Source organism: Streptomyces sp. NPDC000348 (genome assembly GCF_042898795.1).
In the GTDB taxonomy this organism is placed as follows: Bacteria; Actinomycetota; Actinomycetes; order Streptomycetales; family Streptomycetaceae; genus Streptomyces.
This window is the reverse complement of the sequence record NZ_JBIAZD010000006.1, coordinates 324,199-346,392: the sequence shown is the minus strand read 5'-3', so window position 1 is coordinate 346,392 and position 22,194 is coordinate 324,199. Positions and strand designations below refer to the sequence as shown.

Below are 22,194 nucleotides of genomic sequence, written 5' to 3'. Positions count from 1 at the left end.
GCCTTTCGTGCGCGCGCGGGTCCCGGGGCCGGCCGACGCGCACCCGTCGGCCGGCCCCTGCCGCCTCACCTCATGAGCCGCCCCCCAGGAGCCCCGCGGCCCGCGCCCACCGGTACTTGGCGCCCAGCACGGCCACCGGCTTCTCGGTGGTGTACGGGTACGCCACGACACCGCGCTCGAAGAGGTACCGGCACGCCTCCTCGACCTCCACGTCCCCCGCGAGCGAGGCCACCACGGGCTTGGCGATCCCGCGCTCCCGGAACTCGGCCACCACACGCGCGGTGAGTTCGGCGAACACCATGGGGGGAGTGACGATCGTGTGCCAGTAACCGAGCACCAGCGCGTGGATGCGCGGGTCCTCGAGACCCAGCCGGATCGTGGCCTCGTACGTCGACGGAGGCTCCCCGCCGGTGATGTCCACGGGGTTGCCCGCGGCCCCGAACGGCGGGATGAACTCCCGGAACGCCGCGTCCAGGTCGGGCGGGATCTCCATCAGCGACAGCCCGTTGTCCGTCACCGCGTCCGACAGCAGCACCCCGCTGCCGCCGGCCCCGGTGACGATCACCACATTGTCGCCCTGCGGAGTGGGCAGCACCGGCAACGCGCGCGCGTACTCCAGCATGTCGTTCAGCCCCGGCGCCCGGATGACGCCCGCCTGCCGCAGGATGTCGTCGTACACCGCGTCGTCGCCCGCCAGCGCGCCGGTGTGCGAGCCCGCGGCCTTCGCGCCCGCCGCCGTACGCCCCGCCTTCAGCACCACGACCGGCTTCTTCGGCACGGTCGCTCGCGCGGCCTCGACGAACGCGCGCCCGTCCTTGAGGTCCTCCAGGTGCATCGCGATGCACTCGGTGTGCGGGTCCTCACCGAACCAGGTCAGCAGGTCGTCCTCGTCCAGGTCCGACTTGTTGCCCAGCCCGACGATCGCCGACACGCCCGTCCTCGTGGTCCGCGCGAAACCCAGGATCGCCATCCCGATGCCACCCGACTGACTGGTCAGCGCCACCCCGCCCTTCACGTCGTACGGCGTGCAGAACGTGGCGCACAGGTCCTGCCAGGTCGAGTAGTAGCCGTAGATGTTGGGCCCGAGCAGCCGGACGCCGTGCCGCTCGGCGATCGCCACGATCTCCTCCTGGAGCCCGTGCTCACCGGTCTCCGCGAACCCGGACGGGATCAGCACGGCGTTCGGGATCCGCTTGCGCCCCACCTCCTCCAGCGCCGGGGCCACGAACCGGGCGGGGATCGTGAAGACCGCCACGTCCACCTCACCGGGAACGTCGGTGACACTCTTGTACGCCTTGCGGCCCAGGATGTCATCGGCCCGGGGGTTCACCGGATGGATCTCCCCGGCGAAACCGCCGTCGACGAGGTTGCGCATCACCGAGTTGCCGATCTTGCCGGACTCGTTCGACGCGCCGATCACCGCCACCGAACGCGGCTGCATCAGCCGCCGCGTGGAGGCGAGGATCTCCTCGCGTGAGTAGCGGCGCCGCTCCTTCGGCGCCCCGGTGGAGAGGATCACGCGGATGTCGGCGGCGACCGCCCCGTCCGCCGTGGCGATCACCGGGTTGAGGTCCACCTCGGCGATCTCCGGGAAGTCCGCGGCCAGCTGCGACACCCGGCGGATCTGCTCGGCGAGCGCCCACCGGTCCACGCCCTCCCGGCCCCGCACCCCGCGCAGGACCTCCGCCGCCCGGATGGAGTCCAGCATCGACAGCGCCTCGTCGGCCTCCACGGGCGCCAGCCGGAACGTGACGTCCTTCAGCACCTCGACGAGCACCCCGCCGAGCCCGAACGCCACGACCTTCCCGAACGCCGGGTCGGTGACCGCGCCGACGATGACCTCCTGCCCCTTCGGCAGCAGCTCCTGCACCTGCACGCCGTCGATCCGCGCACCGGGGGCGTACGCCCGCGCGTTCTGGACGATCCGGCGGAACGCCGCCCGTACGTCCGCCGCCCCCTCCACCCCGACGACCACACCGCCGGCGTCGGTCTTGTGCAGGATGTCCGGCGACACGATCTTCATCACCACCGGCCCGCCGAACCTCGCCGCGCACGCCACGGCCTCGTCGACATCGGTGGCCAGCTCCTCACCGGGTACGGCGATCCCGTACGCGTCGGCGATCACCCTGCCCTCGGGCGCGGTGAGCGCGGTGCGCCCCTCGGCGCGCACCGAGTCCAGCAGCGCCCGGATCCTCGGCGTCCGGTCCTCGGCCAGCACGTCAGATCACCCCGTTCGACTTGAGCAGGCGCAGTTCCTCGTCCCCGAGACCGAGTTCGCCGACGTACACCTCTTCGTTGTGCTCGCCCAGCAGCGGGGAACTGCTCACGTCCACGGGGGAGTCGGAGAGCTTCAGCGGGCTGCCGACGGTGACGAACTCGCCGCGCTCGGGGTGCGGGACGGTGACGACCATCCCATCGGCGGCCAGCGAGCGGTCCTCGATGATCTCCCTGGTGGACAGGATCGGCCCGCACGGGATGTCGTGCGCGTTCAGCCGCTCCAGCACCTCCCACTTGGGCAGCGTCGAGGACCACTCCTCGATCAGCTGGAACATCTTGTTCAGCTTCGGCAGCCGGGCCTGAGGCGTCGCCCACTCGGGGTCGTCGGCCAGCTCCGGCCGGCCGACGAGCTCACTGAGCGGCTTCCAGCCGACGGGCTGCACGATGACGTACACGTAGTCGTTGGGGCCGCCCGGCGCGCACTTCACCGCCCAGCCCGGCTGGCCTCCGCCGGACGCGTTCCCGGACCGGGGAACCTCGTCGCCGAAGTCCTCGTTGGGATATTCGGCGAGTGGACCACGGGCCAGGCGCTGCTGGTCGCGCAGCTTCACCCGGCAGAGGTTGAGCACCGCGTGCTGCATGGCCACGTTCACCCGCTGCCCGCGCCCGGTGCGCTCCCGCTGGAACAGGGCGGCGAGGATGCCCGCCACCGCGTGCACGCCCGTGCCCGAGTCCCCGATCTGGGCCCCCGTCGCCAGCGGCGGCCCGTCCTCGAAGCCGGTGGTCGACATCGACCCGCCCATGGCCTGGGCGACGACCTCGTACGCCTTGAGGCCGGTGTACGGGCCGTCCCCGAACCCCTTGATGGAGGCGTAGACGATCCGTGGATTGATCTCCCTGACGCGCTCCCAGGTGAAGCCCATCCGGTCGACGGCGCCCGGCCCGAAGTTCTCGACCATGACGTCCGAGCGCCGGATCAGCTCGGTGAGGATCTCCTTGCCGCGTTCGGTCTTGGTGTTGAGGGTGATGCTCCGCTTGTTGCAGTTGAGCATCGTGAAGTAGAGGGAGTCGACGTCCGGCAGGTCACGCAGCTGCCTGCGCGTGATGTCGCCGGCCGGCGCCTCCAGTTTCACGACGTCCGCGCCGAGCCAGGCCAGCAGCTGGGTCGCGGAGGGCCCGGACTGGACATGCGTCATGTCGAGGACGCGGATGCCCTCAAGTGCCTTGGGGGTCATGGGCGTGCACCTCACTTGTACATGGTCTGGTTCATGGTTCCGGGGGCGTACGCGTCGGGGTCCACCCAGACGTTGACCAGCGACGGCTTGCCGGACTCGCGGGCCCGGAGCAGCGCGGGGCCGATGTCGGCGGGGTCGCGGACCTCCTCGCCGTGACCGCCCAGCATCCGCGCGAACTCGTCGTACCGGACGTCGCCGAGGGTGTTGCCGACCCGCTCGCGCTCCTTGCCGTACTTGGCGGCCTGGCCGTAGCGGATCTGGTTCATGGAGGAGTTGTTGCCGACGATGCCGACGAAGGGGAGGTCGTAGCGGACCAGGGTCTCGAAGTCCCAGCCGGTGAGCGAGAAGGCGCCGTCGCCGAAGAGGGCGACGACCTCCTTGTCGGGCCGTGCCTGCTTGGCGGCGAGCACGAAGGGGACACCGACGCCGAGGGTGCCCAGCGGTCCCGGGTCCATCCAGTGCCCGGGCGACTTGGGCTGCACGACCTGCCCGGAGAAGGTGACGATGTCGCCGCCGTCGCCGATGTAGATCGAGTCCTCGGTGAGGAAGTCGTTGATCTCGCTCACCAGGCGGTACGGATGGATGGGCGAGGCGTCCGACCTCAGCTGCGGCAGCCGCTTCTCCAAGGCGGTCTGCTCGGCCGCCCGCAGCTCGTCCAGCCACTCCTTGCGCCGGGACGCACCCCCGTTCACCCGCCCTGAGGCCGCCCCGGTCACCGACTTCAGCACCAGCCCCGCGTCGCCGACGACACCGAGGTCGATGTCGCGGTTCCTGCCGACCGTGCGGTAGTCGAGGTCGATCTGCACGACCGTCGCGTCGGGGGAGAGCCGCTTGCCGTAGCCCATGCGGAAGTCGAAGGGCGTACCGACGATCACGATGACGTCGGCGTTCGAGAAGGCGTACCGGCGGGAGAGCTGGAAGTGGTGCGGGTCGCCGGGCGGGAGCGTGCCGCGCCCCGCGCCGTTCATGTACGCGGGGATGTTGAGCGTGCGCACCAGCTCGACGGCCGCTTCGGTGCCCCGGGTCGTCCACACCTGGCTGCCGAGCAGGATCGCCGGCTTCTCGGCGTGCACCAGCAGATCGGCCAGTCTCTCGACCGCCTCGGGATCGCCGGGCGAGCGGGTCGAGGCCCGGTACGCGCCCTGCTGCGGCACACGGGCCCTGGACACCGGCACCTTGGCGTCCAGCACATCGCGCGGGATCTCCAGGAAGGAGGGCCCGGGAGCGCCGTGGTAGCACTCGCGGAAGGCCATCGACACCATGTCCGCCGTACGCGCCGTGTCCGGCACGGTCGCCGCGAACTTGGTGATGGGGTTCATCATGTCGACGTGCGGCAGGTCCTGCAGGGACCCCATCCTGTGCTGGGTGAGCGCTCCCTGACCGCCGATCAGCAGCATCGGGGACTCCGCGCGGAAGGCGTTGGCGACTCCGGTGACGGCGTCGGTCGTCCCCGGGCCGGCGGTGACGACCGCGCAGCCGGGCCTGCCGGTGACGCGCGCGTAGCCGTCGGCCGCGTGGGCCGCCACCTGCTCGTGCCGTACGTCGACGACCTCGATGCCCTCGTCGACGCAGCCGTCGTAGATGTCGATGATGTGGCCGCCGCACAGGGTGTAGATGCGGTCGACGCCCTCGGCCTTGAGTGCCTTGGCGACGAGATGACCGCCGGAGATGACGTCCTGGGTGTCGTCGGGCATGGCGAAGTCCTTGTCCCTTCCTAGGGGGCGGGGAACGCTCTCGCGGCACATTGCATACAGTCGACGAATACTGTATGGAGCTTGTTATCCCGCATCCGACGGGTGGTGTCCAGGGGGCGCGGCACTTTTCGGTCGCCGGCCCCAAGGTCTTCCGGGCCCCTCCCCGGACCTTCCGGCGACCTGGCGGGCAGGAGCCGTCCCGCGCGCTCCCGCGGCGACCGCGACGAGCTGTTCGGCGGCTTCGGCGCGTCCCGGCGCGGCGCGTTCGTCGGCGGCGACCTCCTGGTCCGCGCCGTGACCCGGGGGCCGATGGGGGAGCGGCTGCCCGGCGACCACCCGGAGTGCCGGCTCATGCCCTGACCCGCGTGACCGCCCGGACGCGCACGGCGCACCCCCGGCCGCCACCGTCCGGAGGCACGGAAAACGCAGGTGAAAGGCACTGCGAAACCTTGGTATGGTTGTCCATGTCGCCGCGGGGGGAACACCCCGCCGAGGCGGCGGACACCTTGTCCGGGTGGCGGAATGGCAGACGCGCTAGCTTGAGGTGCTAGTGCCCTTTATCGGGCGTGGGGGTTCAAGTCCCCCCTCGGACACATCGCTCCACCCATGGCCCCGACCGAGACGGTCGGGGCCATCGGTTGTTCTCGTCTCACCGAGGGTGAGGCGTGATGTCCCGCAGGGGTGGGTCCAGCGAGTTCGTCTCCCTTCATGTGCTCGCATGCGTTCGATGCAGAACCGACGGGCGGCCCGGCCCGTACCCGCACCGTCTGCGGGCACGGTTCGGGCGTCGTGGCCCGGCGTCTTCGAAACGGCTGCGTCGGGCCGTGCGGTGGGTGCGTTCACTCCGTCGCGCGGCGGCGCACACTCAACGATGCCCAGACCGTCTTGCCCGGGCCGCCACGACGGTCGGTGACGCCCGTACGACGGGCCGCTGTACGTCACGGGTGACGCCCCGTTGCCCCGCCCCGCCGACGCGGCGGAGTCGGCCTCGAGCGGTGAGGTCCTGACCGGCGTTGCCCCCGCCGTCGACCGAGCGGGACGGGCCCCGCACGTGTACGGCCCGCTTGTCTGCACGGCACGGCCGTGACGGTGGGCGGGCCGTTCGAGGGTGATCGTCGACTTGCGATCCCGTCCGGTGATGTCCGTTTTCTTTCATGCGCATGCCACGGTACCTTCGCTCATGCGTGGTTGCCGGTGAGGCGGATGTGACGGGGGCAGTGGGGTGACGGGGTATCGGCCGACGGACTGGCACGTCCTGGACCTGGAGAAGGATCCGACGCCGGGTGACCCGGTCCGAGTGCGGTCGCTGGCGAAGCAGTTGCACGACTTCGCCGACGACGTCTCCGACGCGCTGCGTCTGGTGAAGGGGATGGCGGCCGAGCAGGCCGTCCTCACCTGGGCGGGGAAGACCGCCGAGGTGTTCCAGGACGAGTTCTCCGGGGTGCCGAAGAACCTCAAGAAGCTGGAGAAGTCGTACGGTCTGGCCGGGGATGCCCTCGCCGCCTACTGGCCCGAACTGGAGCGGGCCCAGGCCCTGGCGGACAGGGCCCTGGCGAAGGGCCGCGAAGCGCAGGCCGACCTCTCCTCGGCCGAGTCGCGCCTCTCGTCCACCGATCACTCATGCAGCTAGGGACCCACCCCGGCACAGGAGCCACCCCATGAACCCTGCATCCGTCCTGCCTGCCATGCCTGGCGCGACGCCCGTCCCCGGCCTGGAATCGGCGTGGCGCTGGTCGCCGAACCCGATGTTCACCTTCACCGCCGCGCTCTCCACCGACGGAGAACACAACCTGCAGGTCAACGTGCGGGGCCCCTACGACGAGGGACTCGTCACGGCGCTGCTCGCCCACGCGAGGGCGCACGACGGCGAGTTCGTCGGACAGGGGCGGCCCCTGGTGGGGATCGAGGGCTTCCAGCATCCCGGATCCGCGTTCGACACCGCGGGCGTGGCGACGGCCGAGGTGCACGGCTACCACGCCACGGAGAACCCCGAACTCTCGGCCGTCACCTACGCCGTCTTCCCCGCCTACGCCAGTGAGATCTCCGGCCGGGAGAACGAGGAGGAGGCCTGGGGTCGGTTCCGCAAGATGCTCCAGCCGAACAAGCTGGACCGCGCCCCCGTGCCGTTCGTCAAGATGCGCTACGCCAACACCCGCACCGGCAGCGCGAGCAAGGGCGACGCCCGCGGTTTCGCCCCCCTGGCCACCCTCGTACGGGAACTGGGGCTGCTCGAGGACGCCTCCGGCAGTTTCGTCGAGTGGGAGAACCGGCACGGCGACCTCTGGCGCGCGGACAGCACCGGCGACGGCGTCCTGCTGACGCACGACGGCACGCGCGAAGCGGTGGACACCGGGCGACTGCAGGGCGTGGGCCGCAGCAGCGTGCAGTGAGCTTCTCCGGCTTGCCCTCCTGACAGGGTGGTGGGTGGCAGCGGGGCGCACCGTACGAGGCTCCCGGCGGGCGCTCGGGGAAGAGCGCCGGTGAGGCGGTCCTTCGATGGGGTGCTCGCCACCGCCCGCCGGGCCGCTACGCCTTCCGGGCCAGCCCGGCGGCGATGAGGCGTTCCCAGACGGTGAGCTCCCGTTCCGCGCCGCCGGCGCTCCATGGGTTGCCGCCGACCGGGTCGGGACGCCACAGGGGCGCGGGGACGATCCCGGGGTCCAGGATCTCCAGGCCGTCCAGCAGGGAGGCGATCTCCTCGTCGGTGCGCCACCGGCCGCGGCCGAAGGTCTGCTGGAGGACCCGCTCGGCCTCCGCGGTCTCCGGGTTGTCGCCGGAACGGAAGTGACTGACGAAGAAGTGGCTCCCGGAGGGCACGTGGTCACGCCAGTGACGGACGATCCCGGCCGGGTCCTCCGCGTCGTTGACGTGGTGGAGGATGGCGCTGAAGACGACGGCGACGGGGCGGTCGAAGTCGATCAGTTCCAGGGTGTCCGGGTGGGCGCGGACGCCCTCGGGATCGCGTACGTCGGCCCGGACGACCCGGGTCCGGTCGTTCTGCTCCAGCAGCGCACAGCCGTGGACCAGCACCTGGGGGTCGTTGTCGACGTACACGATCCGGGACTCCGGGGCGTGCCGCTGCGCGACCTGGTGGACGTTGTCGGAGGTCGGCAGACCGCTGCCCAGGTCGATGAACTGCCGTATGCCGGTGGTTGTCACGATCTGCGCGATCGCCCGCGTCAGGGCCGCGCGGTTGGCGAAGGCGATGGCCACCGAACCGGGGAGGTCCCGCAGGAACACGTCGCCGACCTCCCGGTCCACGGCGTAGTTGTCCTTGCCGCCGAGCAGGTAGTCGTAGACGCGGGCGATGCTGGGCCTGGTGGAGTCGATGGAGGAGCCTTCAGCCGTCATGTCGGTCATCCTCTCCCGCGGCGTCGCCCGCCCACCGGCGTTCCGGAATCCCGGGCGGACGGATTCCGGGGGCGCGCCGGTCCCGGTCCGCGGCCGCGCGGGGACGGTCGCCCCGACCGCCGGTACGGTCGGCTGCGGCGAGGGCGCCGTGGACGTCGGGGAACCCGGAAGCGCGCCGGTTCGCCACCGGCGGGGCGGGCGGGCGATGTTCGGTTCTCAGTCGTCCAGCCCGGCGCAGAGGGTGGTCACCTTCTCGTGGGCCGCCTTCGCTTCGGCATCCCTGATGTCGAAGGTCTGCAGGCGCGCGCTGACGTCCTGGAAGGCCTTGCCGAGAGCCTCGTAGCGGCTGTCCAGTTGGGCCGCGGACTGGGCCAGAGTGGCAGCACCGACGGCGCGCTCGTAGTGGGCCAGTCTGCCGTCCTTGTCGTCGTTGTTGTATATCGAGTCGAGCGGCGGAACGCGCTTCCACGCCTGGCAGGCACCCGCCGCATCGGCCGCAGCGTTGTTGACGCCGGTCCCGGAGGCCGCGCCGTCCGGGCCGGACCACAGGAGCCAGCCGATGCCCATGCCCGCACCGGCGGCGACGACGGCCGCCACCACCGGCGCGATCCAGCGGGAGGGAGCGCGACGGCCGGCGGGGGGAGTCGGCGGGTGGGAGGGAGTGGGCGGCAGGGGAGCGGACGCGGTCATCGCAACGGCTTCCTTCGGTATGGGGGCGGACGATCCCGGAACGGGAACCGGTAGCAAGTGAACCACTCCCCTCACCGGCCGGGATGCCGGTTTCCGCACCGAGTTGGCGAGGCGTCAGGTCCGCTCGGGGGGCCGCGTCGGGGCCACCGGCGACCGGGGGAAAGGACGGTGCCTGCGTATGTCTCCGGCGTGGAGGCCCCGACCGGCGCGCCACCGGCAGCGACGCCTGCACGGGAGGCGGCTGTACACGAGGCCGGCCGAGCCGGGTACGAAGCCCGGTCACGCTCGCTGTCGTCCTCCTCCGGACCCGGGCGTGAGGGCGTCGGGCCGCATGTTTCGGAGAGGCACCTCCGCGGCCCGGCGTGGCAGCATGCGGCAATGGTCCTTCGACACCCCGACGGCGACTACGCGATCACCGCGATGTACTCCGTGCCCGACGACGCCTGGTATCTGGAACTGGATCCCGCGGCCGGGCCACGGGCTCTCGTGACCGCGATCGTCCCCGACGAGGATCCGGCACGGGAGCCGACGGTGTGCTTCAACCCGCACGCGGGGCATGCCGACGTCCCGTACGAGGTCATGCGCTGGTTCATGCGCCAGGTCGATGAGGAGATCCGTATCTCCCGCGCCTGGATGCGGCTGAGGCCGGAGCTCGTCGAGATCATCCACCGACTCCGTCAGGAGCACATGGGCGTCATCGACGACGACGACTTCTCCCGGGTTCTGGCGGACGTGCGCACCGCGGTCCCCGAGGAAGACCTCCCCGCCGTTCTGGAGGCCGCCTTCGGGCGGAATCCCGACGGCACCACCGTGGGCCGAGCCGGCACGCCTGTCGAGATCAGGCACTGATCCGGCAGACAGGGACGGCCCACCACTGGGGCGAACGCCCGAACCGCCGACCGTGACCGACCCTCTGTCCGCGTGGCCTCCTGAAGAGGCCGCGAGTCCGCGCCCGGTGGACGGTGTTACTTTCCGTGACATGACCGATCACGCGCTACGGCTGCTGCGGCAGGACCGCCGCCTGGCCGAACTGGCCGCCTTCCCCTTCGACTTCGACCTGGACCGCGCCGCCCACGGCCATGTCGAGGAGGTCCGCCTCGCTTCGGGCGGGCCGCTGGAGACGGTGGCCGGGGACGCTACCGGCGGCACGTACTTCGTGTGCGCGGACGGCTCGGTGCTCTACGCCGACTCGGAGGGCGCCGCGGGGATCATCGGCTCCAGTGTCGACGAGGCCCTGGAGCTCGTGATCGGCCTGCCCGGCTGGCGCGGCTGCACGCGTCTGTCGCCGGACGACGGCGAGGAGAAGATCCTGGCCTGCGTCGCGGAGACCGAGGACGAGATCCGTGAGTACTGCGGAATCGACGAGGAGCGGGCCGAGCTCCGTGCGGCGCTGGGCTTCCCGGAACGCTCCCCGGTCGAGCTGGTGGGCGGACTGCGTGCCGCGCTGCTGCGCACCGAGCCGGACTTCGTGCTGCTCAACGCGGACGAGGGCTGCGCGTACGACCGGTTGGGCCCGGAGGGTCCCCCGCTGTGGGAGCCCGTGCTCGCGGCGGGCCGCGCCGATCTGGCCCGCCTGCGGGAGGGCGACCGCACGGCATGGCGTGAAGTCGCCGAGGACCCGGTCCGGCGCCGGATCACCCTGCGGGCCGCGCAGTTCGACCGCGCCGAGGGCGACCTGGAGCTGCTGCGGCACCTGCTGCGGCACGAGACACGGTCCTCGATGACGGACGAACTGCGGCTCGCGGCCGTGCTGGTGGGGCTGCACGGGGACACCGGAGACCTGCCGCTGCTGCTCGAGGTCCGGGAGACGGACTTCGACACGGCGTGCGGCCTGAGCGACGTGCCGGAACCGGGTGCGGACGCGGACGAGTTGCGGCAGTGGGCGCGGGAGCTCGACGAGTCGATGTTCGGGACGGACCCGTCGGACGAGCCGGTCTCCACCTGGACCGACCTGGCGCGGGACCAGGGGATGACGGACCTCGCGCGGGTGACGCTGATCCGCGAACTCGACGGCATCGTCATGGACCAGAGCGGACTCCGCCGCTCCGAGGTACCCCGCATCCTGGCCACGGCTCCGCTGAGCGCGCTCGCCCAGGACTTCGAGGAACTCGGCGACCTTCCCCAGGCGCTGCGCGCCCAGCGTCTGTACGCCGCCCTCCAGGAGACGGCATGGGACCGGGCCTCGGCCCGGCACACCCTCGCCCGCCTGGAACGGGAGGCGGGCCGACTGCCGCGGGCGGTGTACAGCCTGGCCGCCGTGCGCGACGCCCTGGCCACCCCGGGCGACGACTCACTGCGCCACTGGTGGAGGGCCAACCTCGGCCGCTTCATCGCCGAGGAGCACTACCGGCTCACCCTCGCCCTGGCCGACGCGGGCCGCCCCGAGGAGGCCCGTGCCCTCCTCGCCGCCGCCGACGCCGTACTCGGCGAGCTCTCGGACAACGCCGCCAAGGGCGTCCGCGAACTCGCCGGGCGGACCGCCGCCCGCGTGCGGGAGGCCGGCTGAGGAGCGGACGAGGGCGGGCGGGAGCTCAATGCGGCAGGGGGCAGGTGAGGGGGAGGACGCGTTCGGTCAGCCGGCCGGTGAGGTGGGTGTCGGTGAGGGCGGCGTCGGTGAGCCAGTCCGCCGCGGTCAGCCGGTCGATCAGGTCCCGCAGTTCGCCGGAGCCGACCGGGACCCGGGTGGTGAGGGCGTCCAGGGCGACGCCCCGGCCGCCGGGGCCGAGGCGGCCCACCTCGTCCGTCCACGTGGCCAGCGTCACGGCGAGCAGCCGGGCGCCGGCGGGAGCCTTGGCCTTGCGGAGCTTCTTGTCCGAGACGGCTCTCTGGGCCCAGCCGGAGAGCTTGGGCCGGGTCTTCCTGCCGAACGTGAACGGGCCCGTCCCGTCCTCGTCGGGCACCAGGGAGGGGACGGTGACCGGGGTGGGGTTCTCCGGCCGGGAGGCGAGCAGGTCGCCGACGGTGCCGGGAAGGGACAGCCAGCCGCAGCCGGTCAGCCGCTCGACCAGGCCCTCCGGGTCGGTCAGGCCCAGCCCGTTGACGTCCTGACCGACGAGGTTGCCGGTGCCGGTGTGCGCGGTGCGCAGGGTCAGCATCAGCACCAGCAGCCGTGCCTCCGCTCCGGGCAGCGGCGTATGGCCGGCCACGTGCGCGAGGACGGAGCGGGCGTACTCCCACTGCGCCGGCACGGTCAGCAGGCGCGCCACGCCCGGTTCCTCGCCCTCCGGGACGCAGCCGGTGCGGTGCCGGTGCTGGCGCCGGATGACGGCGGCGGCCTGCTCGGCGCGCCGGGCCTCCAGCCGCAGGGTGACGTCGCAGCTGACGTCGGACCAGGTGAGGAAGGCGCGGGCCTTGCGCTCCTGGAGATCGGCCAGCAGCGCCAGGTCGGGCTCGGGGCGCTTCTGGTAGGCGCGGAAGAGGTCACCGAGCTCGGTGAGTTCGTCCCGCAGGGACACGGGCCGCAGGTCGCGCGGAATGACCCGCTGGGCGATCCTCGCCTCCGGCGGACGGCGGCGCCGTGCGGGTACGGGGCGGGGTGCGGGTACGGGGCGGGGCGCCGGACCTCCCGTCCGGGTGGTGACCTGCTGGTCGGAGAACTGCGGCGTGCCCGCGCCGGTGCCTGCCGCTGCGGGGGCCGGGCGGCCGGCGGTCCGGGGTGCGGGCGGAAGGGAGGTGGCCGCGGTCCGGGCCCCGGGAGTGGCGGCGGCACACCGTGAACAACACTCCATGGCCTGCCACCAGCGTCCTGCCCGGTCGGTGAGCACGGCCAGGACGACCGGTCCGCCGCACCGCCAGGGTTGTTCGGTACGCGCCTGCCTGCCGGTGTCGGGGAGGTGGGCGCGGCAGCCGTCGGCCCGGCAGGCGCAGTAGGTATCGGCTCCGGGAGCGGGGGCGGCGCGCAGGTGCGCCTTCAGGTGGTCGGCCGCGGCCGTACGGCCTGCCGCCGCGGAGGGCAGACGCCGCTCGGCACAGGCGGGCCGGCTGCACGAGACGCGCACCTCCGCGCTGCCTCGGCCGACGGGGTCCAGACGCACGGTCCACCGGCGCCCCGGCACCCGTTCGTCCAGCTCGCTCCCTGCGGCGGCCTGTGTCATCCCGTTCTTCCTCCGTCTCCCGTGTCCTGTGTGTCGCCGCCGCTCTCCGTTGTGCCGGGGAGTGCCGGGGCGGCGGGTTCACGGTATGCGGGAGCGTGGCGAAGGGGACCTGGAAGCGCACGGAATGAAGGCTTTCGGGTTACATCGCCGTCCGTTGCCGTGAACTCCGCCTCGCCGAACCTCGCCGAACCTCGCCGGAGCGGTCGCCAGGTCCTCAACCGGGGCGGAGGCGTGCTTCTCCGGGAGCCCGGCCGTGGGGCTGGATCCTCCTTCGGTCCGGCACGTGTGTCCCCATGCCCGGGCGGCAGGCAGTCTGTACCCCCCCCGGGGGGAAGCCGTGGACGTGCCGATGCCGATCCTGCCGGGCGCGGCGGGAGGCGCACTGCGCGGGCGGGTCCTCGGGGTTCAGGGGCGTGATCTGCACGTGTGTCCTCGACATCCGGTCCTGGCGAGCGTCCGATCAGCCGCGACGCGCGCCCGGGGGCACGGTGGTGGAGGGGGCGGGTACAGGGGCGGGGGTTGCGGAACGGAGACATCCGCCTCCGGCCGGGACAAAGACACCGAGGCCCTCCGGCGCCCGGTACACGGGCACGGAGGGCCTCGGCGGGCCGTCGGACGGCTCAGGGGGCCGTGGTGGCGGCGGGGGCCTCGTCCCGGCCGGTGGCGTCGGGGGCCTCGCCCTCGTCCAGCCCCACGTCCTTCGTCTCCTTGCCGAGCAGCAGCGCGACCAGGGTCAGCAGTGCCATCGAGGAGAGGTAGACGCCGACCAGCCACGGCGAGCCGTCGCCGGCCTCCCACAGGGCGACCGCGATGAACGGGTCGCGGGTCGGGAAGAAGAGCTTGGGGAAGACCAGGACGGCGGCGGTCGCGTAAATGTAGAAGGGAGCGGTCCGCAGGCGGCGGCCCGTCACCCCGTTATCTTTTTCGGGGTCCTGCAAGAGGGCCGCTGGCCTTCGAGCCAGGCAGACACGATCCGGCAGGCGGAGCCGGTGGAGGGGACGGGACGGAACATGGCAATGGACGCGCTCGACTGGGCGGGCGACCAGATGTGCGTCACCTTCACCCGGGGCCTGGACCCCGCCGAGGTGTTCACCCGCTACGGCGCCGACCCGGCCCGTTCCCGCCTGCTCGATGCGGACGCCGCGTCCGACCTGCCCACAGGTCGGTTCGCCGCCGGAACGGTGTCGCTCCTACGGGCCGGAAGGCTCGGCGACTGGACGTTCTGCGTCGAGGAGGACGGCGTCATCGGCTCATGGCCCGAACTCCTCGCCGCGCTGTCCCGCGGCACCGAGACCTACAGCGTCCTGTCCACCGAGGGCCTTGCCGTCTTCCAGTACTGGCGCGACGGCCAGTGCCTGGAGAACTTCGAACCCGGCCCGGAACCACCCCGGTCCGAATACTCCGGCCCTTGGTGGGAGAGGACCCGGAAAGCCCTGGCCGAGCACGAGGGCTCCGGAATCGCCCCCGTGGTCGCCCTCGTCCTCGACCACCTCGGCCTCCCCCTGGACGACACGACCCTGGCCGCCCCCTGGCCCACACTGACCGTCGCGGAGGACGACGCCCCGTCCGAGCCACGCGGCGAATCCTACGCGGGCGAGGGCCCGGTCCCGCCGGGCGTCATCGAGATCCTGTAGGCCCCGGGTCGCCCCTGTCGCCCCGGGCCCCTCACCGTCCCAGTCCGGAGACGGGCTTCGGTTTCCGGTACACGCCGCTCCCTCCAGCACCGTGATGCCGGTAATCGGCGACCGGCCGTACAGGGCGAGGAACCCGTTGACGAGGGCGATGCTCCGCAACGGGTTGTCCCGTTGCCGGTGGGCCTTGATGCCCGCGGCGAGGAGCCCGGTGGGCACGGCCCTCGCATCGAGGAGGACGCGCCACTCGGCGGGCGGGAGTTCCAGGTACTCGAGGTGGGTGAGCCGGGCGATCTCACGGGGATCGGCGAGCTTACCGGGACGACCGCGGTGGCGGCGGAGGTCTTGTATTGCCCGGGCGCGGTGGCTGCTTCGCCTTCGCCGAGCGGGACGTTCTTCGTCACCTCGCCGACCGTCGGCACGACGAGGATCGCGCTGACGGTGCAGGGGATTCCGGAACCCGTGCGGCACGCCTCGTCCACCCGGTCCGCTTCTTCGTCACTTCGGTTCCTCGGCCTGCAGGGTGTCGCCGCGCAGGGCCTTGTCCGTGGCCCGTCCGATGACAGCGGTCGCTCCCGCGTCCACGGCGCCTCCGACGATGCCTCCCAGGATCGGGATTCCCTTGGCGAGCGTGATCGCGGCGCGCTTGGTTCCGTACTTCGCGACGAGGTGGGTTCCGGCCTTCTTGTTGATCGCCCGGATCACCGTGATCGGGATCTTTTTGATCATCTGCTCACCGAGCTTCTGGCCGACCTTCACGCCGAAGGACGCCAGGACGTTCTGCGCGCTCATCCCGATCGCGAGCATCATCGCGACGGTGCGCACGTGCGGATCGCCGATGTCCCATCCCCGGAGGTGTGCGATGGAACCGGCCATCCGCATGTTGATGGCGAGGGACGCGGCCACGTTCGCGGGGATCGTCACGCCTGCGGTGATCAGACCTCCGAGCCCGGTGACGAACCCCTGGGTCCCGGCCGCGGCCACGGACTCCTTGATGAGGCGGGCGACGACCGCGTCGATGTCGTCCTTCATGTCCTCGGGAGAACGGCGCTCCTCGTCGTCAGGTGCCCGGTAAGCGTCACCCTGCCGACGCGAAAGACGGTCCTCGGCCCAGGTCACCGACCCCGTGACCGGCCCCACGCCGTTCACCATGACCTTCTCCGCGAGATCGGCGATCCACCGCCCGGCCTTCTCGACCGCTCCCTCGTCAGGAGTCTTCTCGTCGGCCATCACACACCCCTTCCGCGAGCGCCCCAGCGGGGGCGTCCCGCACTGCTGCGAGCAGGAGGAGGAGTCCGGTCGCAGGCACCCCGGCAAAGCTGCGGGCGGCTGAAGCCGCATCCCCCTCGCCACCACTCGCCCACCCCTTTGCGTCACGACGTCCTTTGTCGCGCGCCCTTCACGAGCTGAAGTGGTCACACCTTCCCATGGAAGTGAAAGCGCCGTCAAACCCCACCTGCTTGTTTGCGTGCGCTCGACTCAGGGATAGCGAGCGGACCGGTCCGGCTACCCCGCCCCGCAGCCGGCTTCCACCAGGAACGGGCTCGGCTGCCCGGTCCATGAGACGTACAGGCCGTCCCGGGCCCGGGTGCAGGCGACGAACAGCAGGCAGCGTTCCGCGGCGAGGTCGGCCTCGTGCTGAAGCCGGTCGACCTCCTCCGGGGTGATGGCCGAAGGGTTCGGCAGGGCGCGGTCGTTGACGCCGACGACGGCGGTGTAGCGGTACTCGAGCCCCTTGAAGGTGTGCATGGTGCCCACGTTGACCGCGTCGTCGGTGCGGGCGGCCCCCGCGCGGACCCGGCTGGCGGGGACGCCGGCCGCGATCAGACGGTCCTTGGCCCTCTCGCAGGTCTTGTTGAACCGCGCGCAGACCCCGATCTCCCCGTACGCGGCGCCACCCTCCACCCACGCGTGCACCTGCTCGACCAGGGCGTCGAGTTCGGCCTCCTCCGTCTCCGCCTCGTGGACGCGAGGCCCGGAGCCGTGCAGGGCGGAGCTGTACCCGATCAGGGTGTCGTGCCGCCCGCTGTCGGCCAGTTCGGCGTAGGGGCGGCCGAGCAGGAGCCCCGTCGCCCAGCTGAGGATCTCCTGGGTGGAGCGGTAGTTCTTGCGCAGCTTGGTCGAACGGCCGGCGACGTTGATGCCGAGGGACTTCAGCGACACCCGGTTGTCGTAGATCCGCTGGTGCGGGTCGCCCGCGACGAACAGGTCGTCGGGGCGCCGCGGGGCGGCCGCGCGGAGCATCCGCCACTGGGCCGGGTGGAGGTCCTGGGCCTCGTCGACGACGACGTGCCGGTAGCACGGCCCCTGCCCGGTCAGCAGGTCGGTGGCCTCCACGCAGGTGCCGAGGTAGGTGCGCAGCCCGTCCTCGGCCAGCCGCCCGGTGAACTCCTCCACGGTCCGCCACACCAGCGGCCGGGCGGAGGACGGCAGCGCGCTGCCCCGGCCCCGGCGCTCGCAGCGCTCGTACTCCTCCCGGCCACGGATGTCCTGGGCGAGGAGGACGTGCTTGTACTCCTGGGCGAGGAACTGCGGGGTGCCGGTGAAGCCGGTGGCCTCCGCGGCCTGCTCCCACCGGGCGGTCTCCTCGTAGCCGGTGAGCGGCCGGCGCGAGGTGTTGACCACGCGTCCGGCGAAGGCGTCGACGGTCATGACGTCGACCCGGCCGCGCAGGTCCGGGTCGTCGACGAGCAGGCAGAGCCCTTCGGTGAGGGAGTCCACGAGGGCGTTGGTGAAGGTGGTGAGGAGGATGCGGTCGCCGTCGCGCAGGTGCCGCAACAGGTGCCGCACCCGGTGGAGGGCGACGACGGACTTCCCGGTGCCGGGCCCGCCGGTCACCTGCGCGGGGCCGGAGTACGACGGGCGGTAGGCGACCTTGTACTGGGCGGGGTGCAGGAAGATCCGCCAGGCGGTGAACGGCTTGTCGAGGATGTCGCGCAGTTCGTCGGCGTCCGTGACGACGGCGATCCGGGTGCGGGTGTGGGCGATGGCGGTCGCGTAGTCGGTGGTGTCGACGGGCTCCTGCGAGGCCGCGTCGGCCAGCGCCGGCACGACGACCTCCTGCCACGTCTGCTCGACGCTCGCGCCGAGGGCCAGGTGTTCCAGCACCTTGTACTGGTCCGGCGGGAAGAACCGCCCGAAGACGTCGAGCTGTTCCAGGCTGGTCAGCACGCGTGCCTGCGCGAGGGTGGTGGCGTCGATGCCGAGCGCGGCCATCTCCCCGTCGGAGACCTCCGCGAAGAGCCGCCGCTCCTCGGCGGGCGCGGCGCGCTCGTAGGCGGGGGTCAGCTCCTCCAGGGTGGCGATCTCACGGAGCTCCACGGCGCCGGTGACGGCGTTGATGGTCGCCTTCTGCCGCACCGCCCACTCGGTGGCCTCGTCGTGCGGGCCGACCCGGAGCAGCACGAAGGTGTCGCCCGTCTCGGGCGCGAGGACCACGCCGCGGTACCCCTGGGTGATCCGGATGGTCCGGATCTGCCGGTCCCTGGCGCCCTTGAGGGATTCCAGCTTCAGCCCAGGGTCCCTGAAGAGCTGGTCGAGGGTGAGCCGCTCGAACTTCTCCCAGGCGTCGAACACGCCGTTCCTGACGTGCTTCTCGAGCTTCTCCAACTGCTGACAGAAGGCCTTGTCGAGGGCGAGGTGCGGCATGCCGGGATTTTAGGCCGCCCCGGCGCGGCCTCGGGCCGTCCGGGCCTTCACCCACCGGCTCTTCGGCCGGGTTCCGCCGGTCACCCACCGCCGAGTTCCCGGCTGCCCGGAGGCGTCTTTGAACCGTCTGATGGTTGGCCGGGGCTGCCGGCGGAAGAGTCGGTCGTGGTGCCGGGCGTGGCGCACGCGGCGGAGCGGAGGGCTTCCCCGAGGGCTCACTGGACCAGTTCGATGTGGGGGTGGGAGGGGTCGGCCGGGCAGGCGTGGAGCTGGAGGTGGTAGCCGCCGACGATGTCGATCAGGGTGAAGTTGCCGTCCCGGGCGCCCAGGGGAGGCGGGGCCGGGTTCGCCGGTTCCTCCTCGGCGATCCAGGACGCGCCGATGCCGTCCCACTCCGAGGAGGCGATGGTGAGGAGCGGGACCGCCTCGGTGCCGCACTCGGGGCAGGGACGGTCGACGGGGTCGATGTCGCCCCAGCTGGTCCAGCCGCCGGTCTTCCAGCCGGGGGCGGTGGAGAGGCCGCCCAGGTAGAGCTCGCCCAGGTCGTCCATGCCGTACCGCGCGGGGTCGATCGTCCCCCAGCGACTCTCGTCCTCCAACTGGGCCCGAAGCTCCTCGTCCAGCTCCCCGGGGTGGGGGAAGTCGGTGACCTGCTCCGGGGAGAGCAGGCACGGCTCCGGGAGGTAGGAGCCGTCCTGGACGATCGGCGGCTCGGGCGGTGCGCCGAGGATGTCGGTGACGGTGGCGGAGGATCGCCAGAAGAGCGCGGTCCTGGGATGGGGGCGTTCCGCGTGGTCGAAGGGGCACCACAGGACCTGGAGGAGGTCCGCGTCGGCCGGGCGGGGGAAGGGGACGTCGCGGGCGTGGAGCTGGGCGACGGGCAGGAGGGGGATCGGGCCGTCGAACCACGGACGGCCCACCCCGATCCGCTCCCAGGTCGCCTGTTCCTCGGGGGTCCGCTGGGGTGCCTCGGGGTCGAGGCGCAGCCGCTCGGCCGCTGCGGCACGGACGCGGCGGAGGAGCCGGATGTCGTCGGGGGAGTGGACCACCCGCGTCGCGTGCCTGTCGTGCGGCTCGTCGCAGTACGGCCACGGCTCGCCGGCGGGCCACAGCAGCGGTCCGCCGACGGAACTGTCGTGCACGGTCGGCGCCCCGGGGCGCGGGTGCAGCCGGGTCGCCGTGCGTGCCAGCGGAGCCAGTCGAGGGAAGAGCGCGGTCACGTCGACCGGCCGCGGCGGGGTGGTGAAGGTGGCGTTCACGACGGTGATACTGCCAGCGGCCTCTGACATCGGGTGCACCGATCCACGTCGGCCGGCACCACACGGCTTCCCCGGGTCAGCAGTTCTTCGGCCGGAGCGGGGAAGTGCGGGCCGTGACGGCGGTGTTCGCCGCAGTGGTTCCGCCGGCCGGCCTTCCCGGTGCGGCGCCGGGGCCCGGTCACTGGCCGTCGAGTTCCCGGCGGAGCATGGCCAGGACCTCCGCGGCCTCGACGGCCACGTCGTGGTGCGGGCCGTGGACGAACACGACGTCCTCGTACAGGGCCTCCAGGCAGGACCGGGCCTCCTGCGGGTTGCCCTGGCCGATCAGCAGCACGCCGATGTCACGGCGCAGCTCCACGGCCGCGTCGCTGACGTCGCTCTCGACGGCCCGTTCCACCTCGAGGACGGCTCGGAGCTCCGCCAGTGCCTCGGTCACCCGGCCGAGTTCGCCGCGGCAGCGGGCGGCCTGGGCGCGGCAGTCACGGGCGGCCTCGTCGGTCGGCCCGTTGATGCGGCCGTACGCCTCGGCCAGCGCCTCGAACTCGGGCAGGGCCGCCCGGTGGTCGCCCGCGAGCTGACGGCTGACCGCCCGGCGCCGACGCAGCCGCAGGACGGCCTTGTTCTCGGCACCCAGGGCCCGCGCCAGCGGCTCGATCATCTCGCCCGCGACCTCGGCGGCCTGCGTGTAGCGCTCCTCCTCCATGAGGGCGACGTAGTGCTCATCGACCTCCCGCAACTGGGCCCGCAGCAGCTCCCGCTCGGGCGGCGAGACCACGTGCTCGGCGACCCGGCCGGGCGACGCCGCGTCCGGGGCGGCACCGGGACGGCTCTCGACCCGTGCGCGGGGCGCGTAGGGGCGGCGGTAGAGCCCGGTCGGGTCCGGCGCCCCGGGCGGCCCGGCCTCCCCGAGGGCGGAGGACTCCCCGGGCGCCGGCAGGAAGGGCATCAGCCGCTCGTACACCTCCTGCACGTCCACCGGCCGGCTCTCCGGGGTCTTGCGGAGCAGGTGCAGGACCAGCGCCTCCAGCTCCTCCGGCACGTCGGCGCGCAGGTGGCGCAGCGGGGTGGGCGCGGCGCGGACGTGCCGGTCCATCAGTTCGAAGTCGCTGCGCGCGCTGAACAGCGGCGTGCCGCAGAGAAGTTCGTGGAGCACGCAGCCGAGGGCGTAGAGGTCGGTGCGCGGGGTGACCCTGGTCCCGCGCACCTGCTCGGGCGCCATGTACTGGTGCGTGCCGATGGGCCGGCCGGAGGCCGTCAGCCTGGTGACGTCGGTCTGCAGGATCGCCGCGACGCCGAAGTCGAGGACCTTCACCGTGCCGTCCCGCGCGACCAGGATGTTGGACGGCTTGAGGTCGCGGTGCACCACGGGCACGTCGTGCGCGTACGACAGCACGGTGGCGACCTGCGCGGCGACCGCCACCGCCCAGCTGACCGGGAGGGGCCGTTCCTGGTGCACGTACCGGGTGAGGGGGACGCCCTCCACCAGCTCCATGACGAGGAACAGGTGCGCGTGGCCGCTGTCGAGGACGGCGTCGTACACCTGCGGCACGCCCGGGTGCTGGATGCGGGCGGTGATCCGCGCTTCGCGGCGGAAGCGCCGCTCGAACTCCTCGGCCAGCTGCGGCGTGGCGGCGACGGCCTGCGGCCGGATCCGCTTCACGGCGACGGGCCGGTCCAGCACCGCGTCGTAGCCCCGCCACACGTCGCCCATGCCGCCGTGGCCGAGCTGCTCCAGCAGCTCGTAGCGGCCCGCGATCGGTCTGTCCGGCACCTGTCCCCGCCCCGCGTCCTCACCGGCGCTCGCTCGTTCTCCCGAGCCCCGTCGGTCGCGGCCAGTTTCCCCGGAAAGGGATCACTGCGTCCAGCCGGGTCCTACGAGGGCGCGGTGGACGGGCCGGATCGCGTCACCGCATCCAGCGTGTCCACCGTGTGTTCGGCCCAGACCGTCTTGCCGGGGCCGTCCGGGCGCGGTGCGCAGCCCCAGCGGTCGGCCAGCGCCGCGACGAGCAGCAGACCGCGTCCGCCCTCGCCGTCGTCCGTCGCGGTGGCGGGGAGGCGGGGGAGGCTCTCGCCCCGGGTGTCGGTGACCTCGATCCGTACGGTGCGGGTGGCCGGGGTGGCGGTCAGGCGCAGGCGGAAGTCCCGGCCCGCCACGTGCCCGTGCCGCACGGCGTTGGCGCACAGCTCCGCGGCCACGAGCGTGACGGCGTCGTGCGCGTCGCTGTCGTACGGGACGCCCCAGGCGTCGAGGCAGTGTTCGCACATGCGCCGGGCGAGGCGGGCGCCGCGCGGGGTGGAGCTGAAGCGCATCGTGAACCGGTGCACCGTGACGGGTGATTGTGTTGCGGTCATGGACTCACGGTGGCGTGGTGTGG

At 72.4% G+C, this 22,194-nt stretch carries 15 protein-coding genes, 1 tRNA gene and 3 pseudogenes; 7 read left to right on the top strand and 12 right to left on the bottom strand.

The window, feature by feature from the left end:
- Positions 1-70: 70 nt before the first annotated feature.
- Genes ACFY3N_RS15170 through ACFY3N_RS15160 form a run of 3 tightly spaced genes read right to left on the bottom strand, consistent with a single transcriptional unit; the run spans position 71 to position 5,146 of the window.
- On the bottom strand, positions 71-2,215 hold the full coding sequence (locus tag ACFY3N_RS15170) for an acetate--CoA ligase family protein (RefSeq protein WP_390817200.1): 2,145 nt from the start codon (positions 2,213-2,215) through the stop codon (positions 71-73).
- Positions 2,216-2,219: 4 nt separating this feature from the next.
- Positions 2,220-3,452, bottom strand: coding sequence for a formyl-CoA transferase (gene frc, locus ACFY3N_RS15165; protein WP_390817118.1), 1,233 nt, complete (start codon positions 3,450-3,452; stop codon positions 2,220-2,222).
- Between the two features lie 11 nt (positions 3,453-3,463).
- The gene (locus ACFY3N_RS15160; protein ID WP_390817117.1) at positions 3,464-5,146 is read right to left on the bottom strand and encodes a thiamine pyrophosphate-binding protein; all 1,683 of its coding nucleotides are present in this window, start codon (positions 5,144-5,146) and stop codon (positions 3,464-3,466) included.
- A gap of 201 nt (positions 5,147-5,347) precedes the next feature.
- Between ACFY3N_RS15160 and ACFY3N_RS15155 the strand changes: the two are divergent.
- From ACFY3N_RS15155 to ACFY3N_RS15140, 4 genes and pseudogenes are all read left to right on the top strand, one after another.
- Positions 5,348-5,506 (top strand): annotated as a pseudogene (locus ACFY3N_RS15155) (aldehyde dehydrogenase); the annotation flags it as partial.
- A 148-nt stretch (positions 5,507-5,654) separates the two neighbouring features.
- Positions 5,655-5,739, top strand: a tRNA-Leu gene (locus ACFY3N_RS15150).
- A gap of 629 nt (positions 5,740-6,368) precedes the next feature.
- Positions 6,369-6,761, top strand: a pseudogene (locus ACFY3N_RS15145) (putative T7SS-secreted protein); the annotation flags it as partial.
- Positions 6,762-6,804: 43 nt separating this feature from the next.
- Positions 6,805-7,536, top strand: a complete 732-nt coding sequence (locus ACFY3N_RS15140; protein WP_390817116.1) for a hypothetical protein — start codon at positions 6,805-6,807, stop codon at positions 7,534-7,536.
- Between the two features lie 136 nt (positions 7,537-7,672).
- Here ACFY3N_RS15140 and ACFY3N_RS15135 read toward each other — a convergent pair whose 3' ends face one another.
- A complete protein-coding gene (locus ACFY3N_RS15135; RefSeq protein WP_390817115.1) occupies positions 7,673-8,506 on the bottom strand; it encodes an SAM-dependent methyltransferase in 834 nt (277 codons plus the stop codon).
- A gap of 207 nt (positions 8,507-8,713) precedes the next feature.
- Complete coding sequence (locus ACFY3N_RS15130; RefSeq protein ID WP_390817114.1) at positions 8,714-9,187, bottom strand: hypothetical protein; 474 nt, start codon at positions 9,185-9,187, stop codon at positions 8,714-8,716.
- Between the two features lie 378 nt (positions 9,188-9,565).
- On the opposite strand from ACFY3N_RS15130, the gene ACFY3N_RS15125 reads away from it, so the two are divergent.
- Together ACFY3N_RS15125 and ACFY3N_RS15120 are read left to right on the top strand one after the other, a co-directional pair.
- Complete coding sequence (locus ACFY3N_RS15125) at positions 9,566-10,036, top strand: hypothetical protein (RefSeq protein WP_390817113.1); 471 nt, start codon at positions 9,566-9,568, stop codon at positions 10,034-10,036.
- 130 nt (positions 10,037-10,166) lie between these two features.
- Positions 10,167-11,693 (top strand): hypothetical protein, encoded by a 1,527-nt coding sequence (locus ACFY3N_RS15120; RefSeq protein WP_390817112.1) that lies wholly within the window; start codon positions 10,167-10,169, stop codon positions 11,691-11,693.
- A gap of 25 nt (positions 11,694-11,718) precedes the next feature.
- Here the strand turns inward: ACFY3N_RS15120 and ACFY3N_RS15115 are convergent, their stop codons facing one another.
- Positions 11,719-13,281: a hypothetical protein gene (locus ACFY3N_RS15115; protein ID WP_390817111.1), complete on the bottom strand. Its 1,563-nt coding sequence runs from the start codon at positions 13,279-13,281 to the stop codon at positions 11,719-11,721.
- A gap of 620 nt (positions 13,282-13,901) precedes the next feature.
- A pseudogene (locus tag ACFY3N_RS15110) lies at positions 13,902-14,099 on the bottom strand (MFS transporter); the annotation flags it as partial.
- Positions 14,100-14,291: 192 nt separating this feature from the next.
- Between ACFY3N_RS15110 and ACFY3N_RS15105 the strand changes: the two are divergent.
- Positions 14,292-14,915: a DUF6461 domain-containing protein gene (locus ACFY3N_RS15105; RefSeq protein ID WP_390817110.1), complete on the top strand. Its 624-nt coding sequence runs from the start codon at positions 14,292-14,294 to the stop codon at positions 14,913-14,915.
- Between the two features lie 495 nt (positions 14,916-15,410).
- On the opposite strand, the gene ACFY3N_RS15100 is transcribed toward ACFY3N_RS15105, so the two are convergent.
- The 5 genes from ACFY3N_RS15100 to ACFY3N_RS15080 all read right to left on the bottom strand — a co-directional run bounded on the left by ACFY3N_RS15100 (position 15,411) and on the right by ACFY3N_RS15080 (position 22,171).
- On the bottom strand, positions 15,411-16,142 hold the full coding sequence (locus ACFY3N_RS15100; protein ID WP_390817109.1) for an EcsC family protein: 732 nt from the start codon (positions 16,140-16,142) through the stop codon (positions 15,411-15,413).
- Positions 16,143-16,418: 276 nt separating this feature from the next.
- On the bottom strand, positions 16,419-18,560 hold the full coding sequence (locus ACFY3N_RS15095) for a UvrD-helicase domain-containing protein (RefSeq protein WP_390817108.1): 2,142 nt from the start codon (positions 18,558-18,560) through the stop codon (positions 16,419-16,421).
- A 215-nt stretch (positions 18,561-18,775) separates the two neighbouring features.
- Positions 18,776-19,819, bottom strand: a complete 1,044-nt coding sequence (locus ACFY3N_RS15090; RefSeq protein ID WP_390817107.1) for a hypothetical protein — start codon at positions 19,817-19,819, stop codon at positions 18,776-18,778.
- A 178-nt stretch (positions 19,820-19,997) separates the two neighbouring features.
- Entirely contained in the window at positions 19,998-21,530 is a 1,533-nt protein-coding gene (locus ACFY3N_RS15085; RefSeq protein ID WP_390817199.1) for a protein kinase, read from the bottom strand.
- Between the two features lie 161 nt (positions 21,531-21,691).
- Positions 21,692-22,171: an ATP-binding protein gene (locus ACFY3N_RS15080; protein WP_390817106.1), complete on the bottom strand. Its 480-nt coding sequence runs from the start codon at positions 22,169-22,171 to the stop codon at positions 21,692-21,694.
- Positions 22,172-22,194: the final 23 nt, after the last annotated feature.